The sequence below is a fragment of the Pseudomonas sp. GW821-FHT02A08 genome (assembly GCF_059422045.1).
This window is the reverse complement of sequence record NZ_JBWKWD010000018.1, coordinates 15,916-35,834: the sequence shown is the minus strand read 5'-3', so window position 1 is coordinate 35,834 and position 19,919 is coordinate 15,916. Positions and strand designations below refer to the sequence as shown.

Sequence of the window (19,919 nt, the reverse complement as noted above, 5' to 3'; positions counted from 1 at the left end):
TCAACGATTCTGTGGGCCGATGAACCGGCTCTTGGCTTCAATGTGGACGCTTTCGTCATCGGCGTCCTTGAGGATGAATTTCACCTCGTTGGTGCTCGACGGCAGTTTTTCCGGTGCGACGGACAGCTCGACAGGCTGGCTGACGATGTCGCCGGCCGCGACCTTGATCTCGCGTCGCCCCTGCAATTTGAGATCCGGCAGGCCGGAGGCGTCGAGCAGGTAGGTATGGTCACGCTGGTCCTTGTTCATGATTTTCAGGCTGTAGACGTTTTCGATCCGGCCTTCGGCGTTCTCGCGGTACAGCACGCGGTCCTTGCTGACATCGAAGCCCACCAGCGCACGCATGAAGAATGCCGTCACCAGCAGGCTGATCATTGCCAGCAGCACAATGGCATAGCCAATCAGGCGCGGACGCAGTTTATGGGTTTTCTGCCCGGACAGGTTGTGCTCGGTGGTGTAGCTGATCAGTCCGCGCGGGTAATCCATTTTGTCCATGATGGCGTCGCAGGCGTCGATGCAGGCGGCGCAACCGATGCATTCGATCTGCAGGCCGTCGCGGATGTCGATACCGGTCGGGCAGACCTGGACGCACATGGTGCAGTCGATGCAGTCACCCAGGCCCTGAGCCTTGTAGTCGATGCCTTTTTTACGCGGGCCACGGCCTTCGCCACGGCGCGGGTCGTAGGAAACGATCAGGGTGTCCTTGTCGAACATCACGCTCTGGAAGCGTGCGTACGGGCACATGTAGATGCACACCTGTTCGCGCAACCAGCCGGCGTTGCCGTAAGTGGCGAGGGTGAAGAAACCGACCCAGAAGTACGACCAGCCATCCGCCTGGCCGGTGAAGAAGTCGAACACCAGTTCGCGGACCGGTGAGAAGTAGCCGACGAAGGTCATGCCGGTGACGAAACCGATCAGCAGCCACATGGTGTGCTTGCTGAACTTGCGCAGGAACTTGTTGGCGGTCATCGGCGCCTTGTCGAGCTTGATGCGTTGGTTGCGGTCACCTTCGGTGACTTTTTCGCACCACATGAAGATCCAGGTCCAGACGCTTTGCGGGCAGGTATAACCGCACCAGACCCGGCCGGCGTACACGGTGATGAAGAACAGGCCGAAGGCGGCGATGATCAACATGCCGGACAGCAGAATGAAATCCTGGGGCCAGAAGGTGGCGCCGAAAATGAAGAACTTGCGCTCCGGCAGGTTCCACCACACGGCCTGATGACCACCCCAGTTCAGCCACACCGTGCCGAAATACAGCAGGAACAACAGGGCTCCGCCGGTCATCCGCAGGTTGCGAAACAGGCCGGTGAAGGCGCGGGTGTAGATTTTTTCCCTGGAGGCGTAAAGGTCGACGCTGTTGTTCGCGTTCCTGGTGGGTGGAGTGACGTCGTGTACCGGAATCTGGTTGCTCATCATTGCATCCCACGGCAGTGGAAAAGTGCCTCGGTCAGTACGTGCCGACCGCGGTCAAAAAGGGGTGTTGCAGTGGCGCAATGATACGCCTGTCGCTCTAGCCTGCGGGTGCGACCTTTGGTCACGTTTGGCAAAATCAATTGATGGTGTAATGACTTGAATCAATTGACTTGTAAATTATGGACGAGTTTTCGGTGTGGGTCGTTCGATCCTGTTTCATTCCATGACTGCATTTTTCAATTTGATCCCTCGAATACTGGCCTCAAACGAAACGGCCCCGCCAATTCACATTGGCGGGGCCGTTTTTTGTTGCTTCAAGCGTTTGCCTTACTCGGCGTCCGCTGCCTTCTCACCGTGAGACAGGCTGTAGACGTAAGCGGCCAGCAGGTGAACCTTGTCGTTACCCTGCATTGCCTCTTGCGCAGGCATCTGGCCCTGACGGCCGTAACGGATGGTCTGCTGCAGTTGAGCGAAGCTCGAACCGTAGATGAACGCTGCCGGGTGAGTCAGGTTGGGTGCGCCCATCGCTGGGGTGCCTTTGCCTTCCGGACCGTGGCACGCCACGCAGTTGGTAGCGAACAGTTTCTGCCCGGCAACCGGATCGGCCTTGGCGCCTTCCGGCAGCTTGCGGCCATCCAGGTTGGTCAGGACAAACGCGGCCACGTCGGCCACGCCTTGTTCGCCGATCACTTCAGCCCACGCAGGCATCACCGCATGACGGCCGCCCATGATGGTGGTCTTGATGGTTTGTGCCTCGCCGCCCCAGCGCCAGTCGGCGTCGGTCAGATTCGGGAAGCCATAGGCGCCCTTGGCGTCGGAACCGTGGCAAACCGAGCAGTTGGAGGCGAACAGGCGGCCACCCATCTTCAGGGCTTGCGGGTCCTTGGCCACTTCTTCGATTGGCATGGCCGCGAACTTGGCGAAGATCGGACCGAACTTGGCGTCCGACCTGGCCATTTCCTTTTCCCACTCGTGAACGCCGGTCCAGCCGGTCTGGCCGTTGGCGAACGGGGTCTGCTTCTCGTTGTCGAGGTAGCCGTAACCCGGCAGCAGGCCTTTCCAGTTACCCAGGCCCGGATACAGCGCCAGGTAGCCCAGTGCGAAGATGATGGTGCCCACGAACAGCATGAACCACCATTTCGGCAGCGGGTTGTCGTACTCCTCGATCCCGTCGAAGGAGTGACCAACCGTCTCGTCGGTTTGCTCGGCGCGCTGGCCCTTGCGGGTGGACAGCAGCAGCCAGGTCAGGGCGAAGATGGTGCCGAGACTGAGGACTGTGACGTACAGACTCCAGAATGTAGTCATTCTTTGTTACTCCTAGAAGCTTGCTCGACGTGCTTGATGGCTTCGGGATCATCCGCGAAAGGCAGCAAGGTCGCGTCTTCAAACTCCGACTTGCGCTTGGGACTGAACACCCACAGTGCCAGTCCGATGAAGGCCACCATCACGACAACGGTGCCCAGGCCACGAATCATCCCGATATCCATCCAATTCACCGTTTGCTTTTGATGATGGTGCCCAGGCCTTGCAGATAGGCCACCAGCGCGTCCATTTCGGTTTTGCCCTTCACAGCATCTCTGGCGCCGGCGATGTCTTCGTCGGTGTAAGGGACGCCGAGCGTGCGCAAGACTTCCATTTTCTTGGCGGTGTCTTTGCCGTCGAGCTTGTTTTCCACGAGGAACGGGTAGGCCGGCATTTTCGACTCGGGCACGACGTTGCGCGGGTTGTACAGGTGCGCACGCTGCCAGTCATCGGAGTAACGACCGCCGACGCGGGCCAGGTCCGGACCGGTACGCTTGGAACCCCACAGGAACGGGTGGTCCCAGACGCTTTCACCGGCGACCGAGTAGTGGCCGTAGCGTTCGGTTTCGGCACGGAACGGACGGATCATCTGCGAGTGGCAGCCGACACAACCGTTGGCGATATAAACGTCCCGGCCTTCCAGTTCAAGGGCGGTGCGGGGCTTCATGCCCTCGACCGGCTTGTTGGTGACATCCTGGAAAAACAGTGGAACGATCTGGGTCAGGCCGCCGACACTGACGGCGATAACCATGAAGAAGGCCAGCAGGCCAATATTCTTCTCGACTGCTTCATGCTTCATCAGTGAGCTCCAACTACGGCAATCTGTTCGGCGGCTTTGGCTTCAGCCGGGTTCGAGGCGCGTACGGTACGGAATACGTTGTAGGCCATGAACAGCATGCCGGTGGCGAAGAATGCACCGCCCAGGGCGCGGACGATGAAGCCCGGGTGGCTGGCCTGCAGCGCTTCGACGAACGAGTAGGTGAGGGTGCCGTCATCGTTGATTGCACGCCACATCAGACCCTGGGTGATGCCGTTGACCCACATCGAAGCGATGTAGAGCACGGTACCGATGGTCGCGAGCCAGAAGTGGGTGTTGATCAGGCCGGTGCTGTGCATCTGCGCACGACCGAACAGTTTCGGGATCATGTGGTAGATGGCGCCGATCGAGATCATCGCAACCCAGCCCAAGGCACCGGCGTGTACGTGGCCGATGGTCCAGTCGGTGTAGTGCGACAGGGAGTTCACGGTCTTGATCGCCATCATCGGACCTTCGAAGGTCGACATGCCGTAGAACGCCAGGGAAACCACCAAAAAGCGCAGGATCGGGTCGGTGCGCAGCTTATGCCAGGCGCCCGACAGGGTCATCATGCCGTTGATCATGCCGCCCCAGCTTGGCGCCAGCAGGATGATCGACATCGCCATGCCCAGCGATTGTGCCCAGTCCGGCAAAGCGGTGTAGTGCAGGTGGTGTGGACCTGCCCAGATGTACAGGGTGATCAGCGCCCAGAAGTGCACGATCGACAGGCGATAGGAGTAGATCGGACGCTCGGCCTGTTTCGGCACGAAGTAGTACATCATGCCCAGGAAGCCGGTGGTCAGGAAGAAGCCCACGGCGTTGTGGCCGTACCACCACTGGATCATCGCGTCCGTCGCACCCGAGTAGGCCGAGTAGGACTTGAAGAGGCTGACCGGCAGCGACATGTGGTTGACGATGTGCAGCATCGCGGTCACGACGATGAACGCGCCGTAGAACCAGTTACCCACATAGATGTGCTTGGTCTTGCGCTTGACGATGGTGCCGAAGAACACCAGACCGTAGGTGACCCAGACAATGGCCAGCAGAATAGCCAGGGGCCATTCCAGTTCCGCGTATTCCTTGGTGGTGGTGAAACCCATCGGCAAGGTAATGATCGCGCCGACGATCACCGCTTGCCATCCCCAGAAGGTGAAGGCGGCGAGGCTGTCGGAAATCAGTCGCGTTTGGCAGGTTCGCTGCACGACGTAATAAGAAGTGGCAAACAGTGCACATCCACCGAAGGCGAAAATCACCAGGTTGGTGTGCAGCGGGCGCAGGCGTCCAAAGCTCGTCCATGCCAGGCCGAAATTCAATTCCGGCCAGACCAGTTGCGAGGCGATGAAGACACCGAGCCCCATGCCAAGGATCCCCCAGACCACCGTCATGATGGCGAACTGGCGGACTACCTTATAGTTATAAGCAGTCGGACTGATTGCTGTGCTCATTCTAAGGTTCCACGGTTTGGGTGTTTTATTAGGATTAAAAATCGGCCGCAAGTATGGAGAAAGCAGGGGGTCATTGCAACGCGCCATGACCTGGGTCAATGCTTTCAAATGCTGATTCTGCGGCCTTTCCATGCGCCGCGTAGGGACAAAATTGCCCGCGGGCAAAACGTCCCGGTGGACTGATCAGGCGAGGGGGTCAGGTCGGATGTAACGAGGTGTGTTCAAACGCAACGTTTGGCTGACCGAAGGCAATTGGCGCGACAGCCGGTATCTACCAGCCTTTGCGGCCTGTCATTGGGCAGATTCGTCGAACACATCGTTCAGGATCGACCTGGAACCGGCACCGGCCAGTCCGCATCGGGGGAAGCTTAGACCTGAATCCGGGGAACCGAAAGGAAGAGTCAAAGAGGGTGCGACAAAAAGAAGCAGCTACAAGCCGCAAGCTACAAGCTCCAAGTTAGAGCCCGTGCTTGCGGTTTCTGCTTTTGCCTTTACTTGCCGCTTGTAGCTTGAAGCTTGTCGCTCAACTGCTCATCACCTTTCGAAAGGCTGAACACGTAAGCCGCGAGCAGTTGCACCTTATCGTTGCCGAGCAGTTCGTTCTGCGCCGGCATATGGCCCTGGCGGCCATGCCGAATCGTTTGTTCAAGCTGCGTCAGGCTGGTGCCGTAAATGAAGCCGGCCGGGTGCGTCAGGTTCGGCGCGCCCATGGCTTCGGTGCCCTGGCCGTTTGCCCCATGGCAGGCGACGCAGGTGGTGCTGAAGGCTTGTTGTCCGGCTTGCAGGTCCGCCTTGCTGCCTTCCGGCAACGGCAGGCCGGCCAGATCATGTCGCACATAAGCGGCGACGTTTTTCACGCCTTCTTCCCCCAGGACTTCATCCCAGGCCGGCATCATCGCCATCCGGCCACCCATGATGGTGGTCTTGATGGTTTCCGGGCTGCCGCCCCAGCGCCAGTCGCTGTCGGTCAGGTTGGGGAAACCGAATGCACCCTTGGCATCCGAGCCGTGGCACACCGAGCAGTTGGAGGCAAACAGGCGGCCGCCCATTTTCAGCGCTTGCGGGTCTTTGGCCACTTCTTCCAGTGGCATTGCCGCGAATTTGGCGAAGATCGGTCCGAACTTGGCGTCAGCCTTGGCCATTTCCTTTTCCCACTCGTGGGCGCCGGTCCAGCCGTTCTCATAGCCGGGAAGGATGCCTTTCCAGTTGCCCAGGCCCGGATAAAGGATCAGGTAGCCGACGGCGAACACCAGCGTGCCGGCGAACAGCATGAACCACCATTGCGGCAGCGGGTTGTCGTACTCCTCGATGCCATCGAAGCTGTGGCCCATGGTCTGGTCGACGCTGCCCTTGGTCTCGCCCTTGCGGGTGCCGATCAGCAGCCAGGTCAGGCCGATCAGGCTGCCGATGGTCAGTACGCAGATCCACGTACTCCAGAAGGTGGTCATGGCCGGGTACTCCTTGTTGCTGAATCTTCGGTGATGTCGGGTTGTGGTTCGTCGGCGAACGGCAGCAGGCGCGCTTCGGCGAACTCCGCGCCGCGCTTGCCGTTGAATACCCACAGGGTCAGGCCGACGAAGGCCACGAATACGACGACTGTGCCCAGGCCGCGGATCATTCCAGTGCTCAATTCAAACATTGCTCACCTCTTGCTCTTGATGGCAGTGCCGAGCACTTGCAGGTAGGCGACCAGCGCATCCATTTCGCTCTTGCCCTTGAGTGAGGCAACGGCGCCGGTGATGTCTTCGTCGGTGTAGGGCACGCCCAGGGTGCGCATGGCCTTGATCTTGGTTTCGGTGTGGCTGCTGTCGAGTTGATTGGCCACCAGCCACGGGTAGGCGGGCATCTTCGACTCCGGCACGACGTTGCGCGGGTTGTACAAGTGCGCGCGGTGCCAGTCATCCGAGTAGCGTGCGCCGACCCGGGCCAGATCCGGCCCGGTGCGTTTCGAACCCCAGAGGAACGGGTGATCCCAGACGCTTTCGCCGGCCACCGAGTAGTGCCCATAGCGTTCGGTCTCGGCGCGGAACGGACGGATCATCTGTGAGTGACAGCCGACGCAGCCTTCGCGGATGTAGATGTCGCGACCTTCCAGTTGCAGCGCGGTGTAGGGCTTCATGCCTTCCACCGGCTTATTGGTCACGTCCTGGAAGAACAGCGGGACGATCTGGGTCAGGCCACCGATGCTCACGGCCAGGATCATCAGCAGCAACAACAGGCCGACGTTTTTCTCGATAGTTTCGTGTTTCATGGCGGACTCCTCAGGCCATCTGCGCGGCAGCGGCGACTTCGGCAGGCTGCGAGGCCCGCACGGTGCGCCAGGTGTTGTAGGCCATCAGGAACATGCCACTGAGGAATATCGCGCCGCCCACCAACCGCACGACGAAGCCAGGGTGGCTGGCCACCAGGGTTTCGACGAAGGAGTAAGTCAGCGTGCCGTCCTCGTTCACTGCACGCCACATCAGGCCCTGGGCGATGCCGTTGACCCACATCGAGGCGATGTACAGCACGGTGCCGATGGTGGCGAGCCAGAAGTGCGCGTTGATCAGGCCGATGCTGTGCATCTGCTCGCGTCCGAAGACTTTCGGGATCATGTGGTACAGCGCGCCGATGGAAATCATCGCCACCCAGCCCAAGGCGCCTGCGTGTACGTGGCCGATGGTCCAGTCGGTGTAGTGGGAGAGGGCGTTGACCGTCTTGATCGCCATCATCGGCCCTTCGAAGGTCGACATGCCGTAGAACGCCAGCGACACCACGAGGAAGCGCAGGACCGGGTCGCTGCGCAACTTATGCCAGGCGCCCGACAGGGTCATCATGCCGTTGATCATCCCGCCCCAGCTCGGCGCCAGCAGGATCAGCGACATCACCATGCCCAGCGACTGCGCCCAGTCCGGCAGTGCGGTGTAGTGCAGGTGGTGGGGGCCGGCCCAGATGTACAGGGTGATCAGCGCCCAGAAGTGCACGATCGACAGGCGATAGGAGTAAACCGGGCGCTCGGCCTGTTTCGGCACGAAGTAATACATCATGCCGAGGAACCCGGCGGTGAGGAAAAAGCCCACGGCGTTGTGGCCGTACCACCATTGCACCATCGCGTCGGTGGCACCGGCGTACAGCGAGTAGGACTTGGTGAAACTGACCGGCAGTTCCATGTTGTTGACGATGTGCAGGATCGCCACGGTGACGATGAACGCACCAAAGAACCAGTTGCCGACATAGATGTGTTTGGTCTTGCGCTGCATGATCGTGCCGAAGAACACGATGGCGTAGGCGACCCAGACAATGGTGATCAGGATGTCGATCGGCCATTCCAGCTCGGCGTATTCCTTGGAACTGGTGTAGCCCAGCGGCAGGCTGATGGCTGCCAGCAGAATCACCAGCTGCCAGCCCCAGAAACAGAACGCTGCAATTGCGGGAGCAAATAAGCGTGTCTGGCAAGTCCGTTGTACTGAGTAAAACGAACTGGCGAACAAGGCGCAGCCGCCAAAGGCGAAAATCACCGCGTTGGTGTGCAACGGGCGCAAGCGGCCGAAGCTGGTCCACGGCAAATTGAAGTTGAGTTCGGGCCAGACCAACTGGGCAGCGAGAAAAACCCCGAGCCCCATGCCGACGATGCCCCACACCACCGTCATAATGGCGAATTGGCGGACCACCTTGTAGTTGTAGGCGGTACTGATAGAAGTGTTCATGGTTCCCCATCCACGGTTCAGCCGAAGTGAGCGCGCAGCGCAAGGCGGTGCACCCTTCGGCCGGAGTTATAGGCAGACTAAAAGCGAGGCAAGCATGGACAAAGGGCACAAGGCCGGTATTGACGGGGATCAATGGGCACAGTGCGTGCGGGATCATGGATGGTTGTGGAATGCCGCTACATCACCGGCTTCAGCGACGCTGATCCTCGCCCATGGCGCCGGCGCACCGATGGACAGCGACTGGATGAGCGACATGGCTGCACGCCTTGCCGGGCTTGGTGTCAACGTCTTGCGTTTCGAGTTTCCCTACATGGCGCAACGGCGCATCGACGGCGGCAAACGCCCGCCAAATCCGGCCCCGAAACTGCTGGAATGCTGGCGCGAGGTGTATGCCGAAGTGCGACGCCATGTCGCCGGGCCGCTGGCCATCGGTGGCAAGTCAATGGGCGGGCGGATGGCCAGTTTGCTGGCCGATGAGTTGGGTGTGGATGCGCTGGTGTGCCTGGGCTATCCGTTTTATGCAGTGGGCAAACCGGAGAAGCCACGGGTCGAACATTTGGCCAGGCTGAAGACTCGGACCTTGATTGTGCAGGGCGAGCGCGATGCATTGGGCAATCGCGAGGCGGTCGCGGGTTATGCGCTATCGCCAAGTATCGAGGTGTTCTGGCTGGTGGCGGGGGATCATGACTTGAAGCCGTTGAAGGTTTCGGGGTTTAGCCATGAGCAGCATTTGGCGGCTGCGGCTGAGAGGGTGGCTTCATTCCTTCAGTGAAAGGTTTGGTGTTGCAAATGGCCTCTTCGCGGGCAAGCCCGCTCCCACAGTGATCTGTGGTGTTTGATCGTGTGATCAATGCAAAACCCTGTGGGAGCGGGCTTGCCCGCGAAGGCGGCCGCACAGGCAACATACTTTTCAAATTGATAATAAAAAAACCCGGAAGCTTCCACTGTCCGGGTTTTTTATTGATCAACAACAATCAGCGGTTAAACCGCTCCACCAACGAATATTGCGTGTTGGCAGTCTTGCTCAGCTCTTCACTCAGCAACGCCGAGTTCTGTGCCTGTTCCGAAGTCTGGTCCGCCAGGTCCGAAATGTTGCTGATGTTGCGGCTGATTTCTTCGGCCACGGCACTTTGCTCTTCGGTCGCGGCGGCGATCTGGGTGGTCATGTCGGTGATGTTGGCCACCGCTTCGCTGATCCCCACCAGTGCCTGGTCCGCTTCCAGTACCCGCGCCACGCCTTCTTCCGCCTGGCGATGCCCGGCTTCCATGGTTTGTACGGCGGTACCGGCGGTTTGCTGGAGCTTGGCGATCAGTGCATGAATCTGCCCGGTGGACTCGCTGGTGCGTTGCGCCAGCTGACGGACTTCGTCAGCCACCACCGCAAATCCACGCCCCATCTCGCCGGCACGGGCCGCTTCGATGGCGGCGTTCAGGGCCAGCAGGTTGGTCTGGTCGGCGATGCCTTTGATCACGTCGACCACGCCGCCGATTTCGTTGCTGTCCTTGGCCAGTTGGGTCACGGTCACGCCGGTTTCACCGACCACCACCGACAGGCGCTGGATGGCTTCGCGGGTTTCCCCGGCGATGTCGCGACCACGACCGGTCAGGCGATTGGCTTCCTGGGTGGCGTCGGCGGTGCGTTGTACGTGGCTGGCGACCTCCTGGGTGGTCGCGGCCATCTGGTTGACCGCGGTGGCCACTTGCTCGGTCTCGACCCGTTGACGTTCCAGGCCGCTGGAGCTGTTATGTGCCAGGGCATCGGACTGTCTGGCCTGATCGGTCAGGTGTTCAGCAGTGTCCTGCAGACGTGTCAGGCAAGTTTTCAGACGTGCTTCCTGGCTGAGGATCGACATCTCCAGACGCGCCTGGGCGCCGCGACTGTCGGTGTACATCTGTGCGATCAACGGGTCAGACGTCGTCTGCTCAGCCAGTTTCAACAAGCGCTTGAGACCGCGCTGTTGCCAGCTCAGACCCAGCAAGCCCAGCGGCACCGAGAGACCGGCAGCCAGGGCAAACCCCCAGTGGGAGTTCAGCGACGCACCGATCATGAAGCTCAATTGGCTGACCAGGATGAACGGCAACCAGTCCTGCAGGATCGGTACCCATTTATCCGAGGAGGGAACGGCCGACTTGCCCTGGTTGATGCGTTGGTAGAGCGCTTCGGCGCGGCTGATCTGTTCGGCGGTGGGCTTGACCCGTACCGACTCGTAACCGATCACCTGATTGCCTTCGAAGATCGGTGTCACATAGGCGTTCACCCAGTAATGATCACCGGTCTTGCAGCGATTCTTGACAATGCCCATCCATGGCAAGCCTTGTTTCAGCGTTTCCCACATGTGTGCGAACACCGCGGCCGGGACGTCGGGGTGACGGACCAGGTTGTGCGGTGCACGGATCAGTTCCTCTCGGGAGAACCCGCTGATTTCGACGAAAGCGTCGTTACAGTAGGTGATCATGCCCTTGGCATCGGTGGTGGAAATCAACCGTTGCTGAGCCGGGAAGGTCCGCTCGCGTTGTGTAATTGGCTGGTTGTTACGCATGGCTTTTTTAATCCGCAAGGCTTTCAAGTGCTGTATCGGCAAGGTCGGCGGATTGTTGAGATTATTTTTCGATAATCAGCGATGCGTCGCAAAATGACCCTTGCGTCAGCCTGCGAGCATCGGATAGGTGAATAGGCCGAAGTGCAGCAGGTTCAAGCCAAAATGAGTAGCGATGGCTGCTGTCAGTCCTCCAAAACGGTAGGCCAGGCCATAGCCGATCCCGGCCAGCGTCGCGAGCAACACCCACTGCCATCCTGCGCCGATATGGGCCAGGCCGAAGACCAATGACGCCAGCAGTAGGGCGAGGTGTTCACCGTAGGGCCGGTCTTTCAGGTATCGGCTCAGGCCGCCCTGGATGTAGCCACGGAACAGCGCTTCCTCGACCAGCGTCACCAGCAGCAGATTGTTCAGCAACCACAACCAGGCTTGATCCGGCCATTTCGGCGCCCAGGCGATTACCCCGAGCAACAGCGCGCCACCCAATGCCAGCAGGGCGCTCAAGGTCAGTGCCAGTGCGGTGGCATACAGGGACAACCGAAGCGAACGGCGGCCGACAATCCATGGACAAACCAGTAACAGCCAGAAGCCGATCATCGGTTTGTCCAGATTCAGGTGCATGGCGAATGACGCGGCATCGTCGGTAAAACGCTGAGGATCAATTACGCGACCGTTGTAGAAGCCGGGTAACCAATGCGTCGCCAGGGCCAGGGCCAGGACGATGAACAGTCCGTGGCCGAGGTAGCGGATAAAAGGGATCTCGCGTTGGCGGACGGCGACACCCGCGACCAGCAACAAAAACACCGAGATTGCCGAGAGCCAGCCGAGATGGCCGTAGGTCAGTGCCAGGCCGTAGCCGAAGGAAAGCAGGGCCAGAGACATCCATGGCAGGGTAATCATTTGAAGTCCTTGTGCCGGAATTTGCGGTGCGCCACCAACCTCTGTGGGAGCGGGCTTGCTCGCGAAGACGTCGTGTCAGTCGACATCAGCGCTGCTGACACACTGCTTTCGCGAGCAAGCCCGCTCCCACAGTAGTCCGTGTCAGGTCGCCGATTGATATCAAAGTGGGAGCGAGCTTGCTCGCGATAGCTTACTGACTGCCCCCAACAAAAACACCGCCCGAAGGCGGTGTCTGTATCAGCGCATGGCTAGGAGGCAATCAACTGCCGCAACACGTAATGCAGAATCCCCCCCGCCTTGAAGTACTCCACCTCATTGAGCGTATCGATGCGGCACAACACCTCGATCTTCTCGCTGCTGCCGTCTTCGCGAGCGATGACCAGCGTCAAGTTCATCCGTGGCGTCAGCTCGACGCCGGTCAAGCCGAGGATGTCCAGGGTTTCGCTGCCATTGAGGTTAAGGCTCTTGCGGTTCTGATCCAGCTTGAACTGCAGCGGCAGCACGCCCATGCCCACCAGGTTGGAGCGGTGAATCCGTTCGAAGCTTTCGGCGACGACCGCTTTGACCCCCAGCAGGTTGGTGCCCTTGGCGGCCCAGTCGCGACTCGAGCCGGTGCCGTATTCCTGGCCGGCGATCACCACCAGCGGCGTGCCTGAAGCCTGATAACGCATGGCAGCATCGTAGATCGGCATTTTCTCCCCGGTGGGAATGTAGCGGGTGTTGCCGCCTTCTTCGCCGCCGAGCATTTCGTTGCGTATGCGGATGTTGGCGAAGGTGCCGCGCATCATCACTTCATGGTTGCCACGCCGCGAGCCGTAGGAATTGAAGTCCCGCGGCTCCACGCCTTTGTCGCGCAGGTATTGCCCTGCCGGGCTGTCGACCTTGATGTTGCCGGCCGGGGAGATGTGGTCGGTGGTCACCGAGTCGCCGAGCAGTGCGAGGATCCTGGCGCCGCTGACGTCCTTGATCACGGGCGGCGGGCCGCCGATGTCGTCGAAGAACGGCGGGTGCTGGATGTAAGTCGAATCGTCCTGCCAGACATAGGTCGCCGCTTGCGGAACCTTGATCGCCTGCCATTGCGCGTCACCGGCAAACACTTCGGCGTATTCCTTGTGGAACATGGCGGTGTTGACCTGATTCACGGCATCGGCAATTTCTTTGCTGCTTGGCCAGATGTCCCGCAGGTACACCGGTTTGCCATCCTTGTCCTCGCCCAACGGCTCACGGCTGAGGTCGGTGCGCACCGTGCCGGCCAGCGCGTAGGCCACCACCAGTGGCGGGGAGGCCAGCCAGTTGGTTTTCACCAGTGGATGCACCCGGCCTTCGAAGTTGCGATTGCCCGAGAGCACGGAAGCCACGGTGAGGTCGGCTTGCTGGATGGCTTTTTCGATGGGCTCCGGCAGCGGCCCGGAGTTGCCGATGCAAGTGGTGCAGCCGTAGCCGACCAAGGCAAAGCCCAATTCATCGAGGTAATGGGTCAGGCCGGCCGCCTTGTAGTAGTCGGTGACCACTTTCGAGCCGGGGGCCAGCGAGCTCTTCACCCAGGGTTTGCGTTTCAGGCCTTTTTCCACGGCCTTCTTCGCCACCAGCCCGGCGGCCATCATCACGCTTGGGTTGGAGGTGTTGGTGCAGGAGGTGATCGCGGCGATGACCACGGCACCGTTTTTCAGGCGATAGGTCTGGCCTTCGTAATCGTAATCCGCTTCGCCGGCCAAATCGGCATTGCCGACGGCAACACCGCCACCGCCTTCACTTTCCAGGCGACCTTCTTCCTTGCTGGTGGGTTTGAATTGGTGGTCGAGGAAGTCACTGAACGCTTGCGCGACGTTGGGCAGTGACACCCGGTCCTGTGGACGTTTTGGTCCGGCGAGGCTGGCTTCGACGCTGCCCATGTCCAGCGCCAGGTTATCGGTGAACACCGGTTCCTGACCGGGCAGGCGCCACAGGCCCTGGGCCTTGCTGTAGGCCTCGACCAGTTGCACCGTTTCCAGGGGGCGGCCGGACAGGCGCAGGTATTCCAGCGTGATGTCGTCCACCGGGAAGAAGCCGCAGGTGGCGCCGTATTCCGGGGCCATGTTGGCGATGGTCGCGCGGTCGGCCAGGGGCAGGTCGGCGAGGCCATCGCCGTAGAACTCGACGAATTTGCCCACCACGCCTTTTTTGCGCAGCATCTGGGTCACGGTCAGCACCAGGTCGGTGGCGGTGATGCCTTCCTTGAGCTTGCCGGTGAGTTTGAAACCGATGACTTCCGGAATCAGCATCGACACTGGTTGCCCGAGCATTGCCGCTTCTGCCTCGATACCGCCGACGCCCCAGCCAAGCACGCCGAGGCCGTTGATCATGGTGGTGTGGGAATCGGTGCCCACCAGGGTGTCGGGGAAAGCGTAGGTGCGGCCGTCCTCGTCCTTGGTCCAGACGGTGCGGCCGAGGTACTCAAGATTCACCTGGTGGCAGATCCCGGTGCCCGGCGGCACCACGCTGAAATTGTCGAAGGCACTCTGGCCCCAGCGCAGGAACGCATAACGTTCGCCATTGCGCTGCATTTCAATGTCGACGTTCTGCTCGAAGGCGCTGCTGGTGGCGAACTTGTCGACCATCACCGAGTGGTCGATCACCAGGTCCACCGGCGACAGGGGGTTGATCCTTTGCGGATTGCCGCCAGCCTTGGCCATCGCCGCACGCATGGCGGCCAGGTCGACCACCGCCGGTACGCCGGTGAAGTCCTGCATCAGCACCCGCGCCGGGCGGTACTGGATCTCCCGGTCGGAGCGACGCTCCTTGAGCCACGCGGCCAGTGCCTTGAGGTCGGCGCCGGTGACGGTTTTTTCGTCCTCCCAGCGCAGCAGGTTTTCCAGCAGGACTTTCAACGACATCGGCAGCTTGTCCAGGTCGCCCAGGCTTTTGGCGGCATCGGGCAGGCTGAAGTAGTGATAGGTCTTGTTGCCGACTTGCAGGGTCTTGAGCGTATTCAGGCTATCGAGGGACGGCATTGCGATCACTCCTTTGAGTCCGCACGGCTACGGACTGGGGGAACGGGTAGAGGACTAAACCTAGCCCTCTTTAGTGCTTAAGGCTAATAACTGGACTCTATGGGCAAGTTCGAGGTTCCGAAGTCGGCTATGATGCGCGGGTTTTCGTGACAGGCTTTGCTTCAACGCAAGCCTGGGCATCGCGCAGTGGCCGAAATTCCTCGCCATTGCCCAGGAGTAAGAATGAACACCCTCTTTATGCATTGCCGGCCGGGCTTCGAAGGCGAAGTCTGTTCCGAGATTTCCGACCTCGCCGCGCGCTTGAATGTGGCCGGATATGCCAAGGCCAAGGCGGCAACCGCCTGCGCCGAGTTTGTCTGCACCGAAGAAGACGGCGCCGAGCGCCTGATGCGCGGGCAGCGTTTCGCCGAACTGATCTTCCCGCGCCAGTGGGCCCGGGGGATCTTCATCGATCTACCGGAAACCGACCGCATCAGCGTGATCCTCGCCCATATGGCGGACTTTCCGCTGTGCGGCAGCCTGTGGCTGGAAATGGTCGATACCAACGACGGCAAGGAACTGTCGAACTTCTGCAAGAAATTCGAAGTGCACCTGCGCAAGGCGCTGATGGCCGCCGGCAAGCTGGTGGAAGACGCCCACAAGCCGCGTTTGCTGCTGACGTTCAAGAGCGGCCGCGAAGTGTTCATGGGCCTGGCGGAGTCGAACAACTCGGCGATGTGGCCGATGGGCATTCCCCGTTTGAAATTCCCCCGCGAGGCGCCGAGCCGTTCGACCCTCAAACTGGAAGAGGCCTGGCACCATTTCATCCCGCGCGACCAGTGGGACGAGCGTCTGCACGGCGACATGACCGGCGTCGACCTCGGGGCCGCCCCCGGTGGCTGGACATGGCAATTGGTCAACCGCGGCATGCTGGTGACCGCCATCGACAACGGTCCGATGGCCGAAAGCCTGATGGATACGGGGCTGGTGCAACACTTGATGGCCGACGGTTTCACCTTCAAGCCCAAGCAACCGGTGGACTGGATGGTCTGCGACATCGTCGAGAAGCCGGCGCGCAACGCCGCGATGCTGGAAGAGTGGATCGGCGACGGGCATTGCCGCGAGGCGGTGGTCAACCTCAAGCTGCCGATGAAACAGCGCTATGCCGAAGTGAAGCGCTTGCTCGAACGCATTGCCGATGGCTTCAAGGCGCGGGGCATCAAGGTCGAGATCGGCTGCAAGCAGCTGTACCACGACCGCGAGGAAGTGACCTGCCATTTGCGTCGGATTGATGTGAAGAAGCCCAAGTCCCGCTGACACACGGGGACCAATGTGGGAGCGGGCTTGCTCGCGAAGGCGTCGTGTCAGTCGACGTCAACGCTGCTGACACACCGCTTTCGCGAGCAAGCCCGCTCCCACAGGTCAGTGGTCATCCCACAAGGGCGGCGTATTGCCACAGATGACGTTACACCCGGCAATGCGCGACAATGCCGGCCAGTTTCAGGAGTGAATCATGAGTGAAATGCTTGATACGCCGGTAGACGGCACCCTCGACGCCACCGGCCTCAATTGCCCCGAGCCGGTGATGATGCTGCACCAGCACATCCGTGACCTGGTGCCCGGCGGCCTGCTCAAGGTGATCGCCACTGACCCGTCGACCCGTCGCGATATTCCCAAGTTCTGCGTGTTTCTCGACCATGAACTGGTGGCACAGCACGAAGATGAGGGCACCTACCTTTACTGGATTCGCAAGAAGTCCGGTTGACGGACTCAAAAAAGACCTGCCAGTGCAGGTAATGCCAGTCAGTTAAGCAATTTCAGCCGCGACACCCTTTGTAGCAGCTGCCGAGCCCGCGAGGCTGCGTTCGGCTGCGAAGCAGTCGTAAAACCAGAGTTCGCGGTACGTCAGAGAGATCGTGCAAGCCGGATTTACGACTGCTGCGCAGCCGGACGCAGCCTTCGGCAGCTGCTACAAAGAAGGCGTAGCGTCTGGGTTCGCTTAACTGACTGGCATTAACCAGTGCAGGTCTTTTTTTGTGTGCGCTTAGCCCATTGATTGGCTATTACGAATCCGTTTGCGCGCACTGAGCGTCAGGCGGATCGACAGCATCAGCGCCGCACAGCTCAAACCGGCAATCAACCCTTCCCACAGCCCGCTCGGGCCGCTGGCCGGGCCGAACCAATCGGTCAGCCCCAGCACGTAGCCGACCGGCAGGCCGATGCCCCAATAGGCGAACAAGGTCAGGATCATCGTCACCCGGGTGTCCTGGTATCCACGCAGCGCGCCCGCGCAAATCACCTGGATGGCATCGGAAAACTGGTACAGCGCGGCGTACACAATCAACATCGACGCTATCTGGATCACGGCCTTGTCAGGCGTGTAGATCGAGGCGATAGGTTCGCGCAGCAGCAGGATCAGGGCCGCCGAAAACGCCGCGAACACCAGTGCCGCGCCGAGCCCGACTTTCGCCGCGAAGCGCGCCTGCCAGGGGTTGCCGGCCCCCAGTGCCTGGCCAACCCGCACGGTCACCGCCATGCCCAGGGAGTAAGGAATCATGAACAGCAACGAGCTGATATTCAGGGCGATTTGATGCCCGGCCACCACGGTGGAGCCCAGACTGCCGATCAACAGGGCAATGACCGCGAAGATGCTGGACTCGGCGAAGACGGCGATACCGATCGGCAGGCCAATGCTGACCAGGCGCTTGATCACGGCCCACTTCGGGCGGTCGAAGCACACCAGCACACGGGTACGGGCATAGAAGGGGGCCCAGAAGGTCCAGCCGGCCATACTCAGCGCCATGAACCACATCACGATGCCGCTGGCCCAGCCGCAACCGACGCCGCCCAGGGCCGGTGCGCCGAAATGGCCGTAGATCAACGTGTAGTTCAGGGGGATGTTCAACAGTAGACCGCACAAGCCGATGACCATGCTCGGACGGGTCCGCCCCATGCCATCGCTGTAGCAGCGCAGCACGTAATAAAACGCCATGCCCGGCAAGCCGAAGGCGATCCCGTGCAGGTAACCCATGCTCGGCTCGATCAATTGCGGATCGACTTTCATCCAGTGCAGGATCGGCTCGGCGCCGAGCAGCAGGCCACTGCCGATCAACCCGACACACAGTGCGAGCCACAACGCCTGGCGTACCAGCGGGCCGATTTCGTCAAATTGACCGGCGCCAAAGCGTTGCGCGACCTTGGGTGTAGTGGCCAGCAGGACGCCGGACATCAACAGGTAGACCGGAATCCAGATCGAATTGCCCAAGGCCACAGAGGCCAGGTCCCGCGGGCTGACGCGGCCGGCCATCACCGCATCGACGAAGCCCATGGCCGTGGTGGCCAGTTGCGCGATCATGATGGGCAGGGCCAGGCTGAGCAGGCCTTTGAGTTCCAGGCGAACGGGCGTCGTCCGCGCCGGAGCAATGGCGGCGGTATTCTCAATTACAGGATTCAATGGCGAAACGTCCAAAAGGTATTGATGCACAGGCGCGCATTCTACGCGTTGACGCGCCAGTCAGGAAAAGACCCGTGTTGTGGATTTGTAATCATCTGCGAGCGGCGTGCTAGGCGCGATGAGGTATCTACGCCTAAACTGCCGATCCCCCAAAGGAGCCTGCCATGCTGATTGTTGCCGACGAAAATATCCCCCTGCTCGATGCCTTCTTCGGAGGTTTCGGTGAAATCCGCCGGGTACCGGGTCGGGCCATCGACCGCGCCACGGTCGAGCAGGCCGATGTGTTGTTGGTGCGTTCGGTGACCAACGTCAATCGCGCGCTGCTCGAGGGCAGCAAGGTGCGCTTTGTCGGTACGTGCACCATCGGCACCGATCATCTGGACCTGAATTACTTTCAGCAGGCCGGTATCACCTGGTCCAGCGCGCCGGGCTGCAATGCCCGCGGCGTGGTCGACTATGTGCTCGGCAGTCTGCTGACCCTGGCTGAAATCGAAGGTGTCGACCTGACTCGGCGCACCTACGGCGTGGTCGGTGCCGGCGAAGTGGGTGGCCGGTTGGTCAAGGTCCTGCAAGGCCTGGGCTGGAAGGTGCAGGTGTGCGATCCACCTCGGCAAGCTGCGGAAGGCGGGGATTACGTCAGCCTCGAGCAGATCATCGACGAGTGCGACGTCATCAGCCTGCACACGCCATTGACCAAGCAGGGTCAGCAATCGACCTGGCACTTGTTCGATGAAAAACGTCTGAACCAGCTCAGGTCCGGCACCTGGCTGATCAATGCCAGTCGCGGGCCGGTGGTCAACAACGCGGCACTGCGCGACGTGCTGCTGGAGCGCGAAGACCTGCAAGCGGTGCTCGATGTCTGGGAAGGCGAGCCTGAAGTCGATGTGGCGTTGGCCGAACTCTGCGTACTGGCAACGCCACACATTGCCGGTTACAGCCTCGACGGCAAGCAGCGGGGCACCGCGCAGATTTATCAGGCCTATTGCGATTTCCTCGGGCAACCGGCCCGCCTCAGCCTGGGTGATTTGCTGCCGGCACCGTGGCTGTCGCATGTGACCCTCAATGCGCAAAGCGACCCGGCCTGGGCGTTGGCGATGCTGTGCCGTGGCGTGTATGACCCGCGTCGTGACGATGCCGATTTCCGCCGCAGCCTGGTCGGCAGTGTCGGCGAGCAGCGTGCGGCATTCGATGTGCTGCGCAAGCAATACCCGTCGCGCCGCGAGATCGACGGGCTGCAGGTGCGGATCGAGGGGGATGCGCCTGAGTTGCGCAGGATTGTGGCGGCGTTGGGGGCGACGGCAATCTGATAGACCGTGGCGATCCGACTTGCTCGCGAAGGGCGCCCCACAATGTCCGGACAGGCGCCCATAAAAAACCCGGCCAACTATGGGCCGGGTCAAGAAGACGGTGGCTA

17 protein-coding genes are annotated in these 19,919 nt (G+C 60.7%); 4 read left to right on the top strand and 13 right to left on the bottom strand.

The features are described 5' to 3' along the window. The 9 genes from ccoG to ccoN (AC07W4_RS14560) form a co-directional block, all read right to left on the bottom strand. Positions 1-1,416 carry a cytochrome c oxidase accessory protein CcoG gene (ccoG, locus tag AC07W4_RS14600; protein ID WP_495032894.1) on the bottom strand — a complete coding sequence of 472 codons (1,416 nt, stop codon included), beginning with the start codon at positions 1,414-1,416 and terminating at the stop codon, positions 1-3. Positions 1,417-1,743: 327 nt separating this feature from the next. Next, positions 1,744-2,721 (bottom strand): cytochrome-c oxidase, cbb3-type subunit III, encoded by a 978-nt coding sequence (gene ccoP, locus AC07W4_RS14595; protein ID WP_495032893.1) that lies wholly within the window; start codon positions 2,719-2,721, stop codon positions 1,744-1,746. Further along, complete coding sequence (locus tag AC07W4_RS14590; protein ID WP_003175465.1) at positions 2,718-2,903, bottom strand: CcoQ/FixQ family Cbb3-type cytochrome c oxidase assembly chaperone; 186 nt, start codon at positions 2,901-2,903, stop codon at positions 2,718-2,720. The genes ccoP (AC07W4_RS14595) and AC07W4_RS14590 overlap by 4 nt, the downstream gene beginning before the upstream one ends. A gap of 5 nt (positions 2,904-2,908) precedes the next feature. After that, entirely contained in the window at positions 2,909-3,517 is a 609-nt protein-coding gene (gene ccoO / locus AC07W4_RS14585; protein WP_011333287.1) for a cytochrome-c oxidase, cbb3-type subunit II, read from the bottom strand. Beyond that, complete coding sequence (gene ccoN, locus AC07W4_RS14580; protein WP_008050393.1) at positions 3,517-4,959, bottom strand: cytochrome-c oxidase, cbb3-type subunit I; 1,443 nt, start codon at positions 4,957-4,959, stop codon at positions 3,517-3,519. The genes ccoO (AC07W4_RS14585) and ccoN (AC07W4_RS14580) overlap by 1 nt, the downstream gene beginning before the upstream one ends. Before the next feature lie 491 nt (positions 4,960-5,450). After that, positions 5,451-6,407 (bottom strand): cytochrome-c oxidase, cbb3-type subunit III, encoded by a 957-nt coding sequence (ccoP, locus tag AC07W4_RS14575; RefSeq protein ID WP_495032892.1) that lies wholly within the window; start codon positions 6,405-6,407, stop codon positions 5,451-5,453. Then, positions 6,404-6,598 (bottom strand): cbb3-type cytochrome oxidase subunit 3, encoded by a 195-nt coding sequence (locus AC07W4_RS14570; protein ID WP_495032891.1) that lies wholly within the window; start codon positions 6,596-6,598, stop codon positions 6,404-6,406. The genes ccoP (AC07W4_RS14575) and AC07W4_RS14570 overlap by 4 nt, the downstream gene beginning before the upstream one ends. Positions 6,599-6,601: 3 nt before the next feature. Continuing rightward, the gene (gene ccoO / locus AC07W4_RS14565) at positions 6,602-7,210 is read right to left on the bottom strand and encodes a cytochrome-c oxidase, cbb3-type subunit II (RefSeq protein WP_008020035.1); all 609 of its coding nucleotides are present in this window, start codon (positions 7,208-7,210) and stop codon (positions 6,602-6,604) included. A 10-nt stretch (positions 7,211-7,220) separates the two neighbouring features. Continuing rightward, positions 7,221-8,645: a cytochrome-c oxidase, cbb3-type subunit I gene (gene ccoN, locus AC07W4_RS14560; protein ID WP_008050389.1), complete on the bottom strand. Its 1,425-nt coding sequence runs from the start codon at positions 8,643-8,645 to the stop codon at positions 7,221-7,223. Between the two features lie 94 nt (positions 8,646-8,739). Between ccoN (AC07W4_RS14560) and AC07W4_RS14555 the strand changes: the two genes are divergently transcribed. After that, on the top strand, positions 8,740-9,417 hold the full coding sequence (locus tag AC07W4_RS14555; protein ID WP_495032890.1) for an alpha/beta family hydrolase: 678 nt from the start codon (positions 8,740-8,742) through the stop codon (positions 9,415-9,417). Between the two features lie 202 nt (positions 9,418-9,619). Here AC07W4_RS14555 and AC07W4_RS14550 read toward each other — a convergent pair whose 3' ends face one another. The 3 genes from AC07W4_RS14550 to acnA form a co-directional block, all read right to left on the bottom strand. Then, entirely contained in the window at positions 9,620-11,185 is a 1,566-nt protein-coding gene (locus AC07W4_RS14550) for a methyl-accepting chemotaxis protein (RefSeq protein WP_495032889.1), read from the bottom strand. Positions 11,186-11,290: 105 nt separating this feature from the next. Then, positions 11,291-12,082, bottom strand: a complete 792-nt coding sequence (locus AC07W4_RS14545) for a CPBP family intramembrane glutamic endopeptidase (protein WP_495032888.1) — start codon at positions 12,080-12,082, stop codon at positions 11,291-11,293. 248 nt (positions 12,083-12,330) lie between these two features. After that, on the bottom strand, positions 12,331-15,072 hold the full coding sequence (gene acnA / locus AC07W4_RS14540) for an aconitate hydratase AcnA (protein ID WP_495032887.1): 2,742 nt from the start codon (positions 15,070-15,072) through the stop codon (positions 12,331-12,333). Positions 15,073-15,294: 222 nt separating this feature from the next. Here acnA and rlmM point away from each other — a divergent pair, with 222 nt between their 5' ends. Both rlmM and tusA read left to right on the top strand, forming a co-directional pair. Continuing rightward, the gene (gene rlmM, locus AC07W4_RS14535) at positions 15,295-16,368 is read left to right on the top strand and encodes a 23S rRNA (cytidine(2498)-2'-O)-methyltransferase RlmM (RefSeq protein ID WP_095943297.1); all 1,074 of its coding nucleotides are present in this window, start codon (positions 15,295-15,297) and stop codon (positions 16,366-16,368) included. A 196-nt stretch (positions 16,369-16,564) separates the two neighbouring features. Further along, the gene (gene tusA, locus AC07W4_RS14530) at positions 16,565-16,816 is read left to right on the top strand and encodes a sulfurtransferase TusA (protein ID WP_495032886.1); all 252 of its coding nucleotides are present in this window, start codon (positions 16,565-16,567) and stop codon (positions 16,814-16,816) included. 279 nt (positions 16,817-17,095) lie between these two features. Here the strand turns inward: tusA and AC07W4_RS14525 are convergent, their stop codons facing one another. Beyond that, positions 17,096-18,505 (bottom strand): MATE family efflux transporter, encoded by a 1,410-nt coding sequence (locus AC07W4_RS14525; protein ID WP_495032885.1) that lies wholly within the window; start codon positions 18,503-18,505, stop codon positions 17,096-17,098. Between the two features lie 164 nt (positions 18,506-18,669). On the opposite strand from AC07W4_RS14525, the gene pdxB reads away from it, so the two are divergent. After that, positions 18,670-19,812: a 4-phosphoerythronate dehydrogenase PdxB gene (gene pdxB, locus AC07W4_RS14520; protein ID WP_495032884.1), complete on the top strand. Its 1,143-nt coding sequence runs from the start codon at positions 18,670-18,672 to the stop codon at positions 19,810-19,812. Positions 19,813-19,919 lie beyond the last annotated feature (107 nt).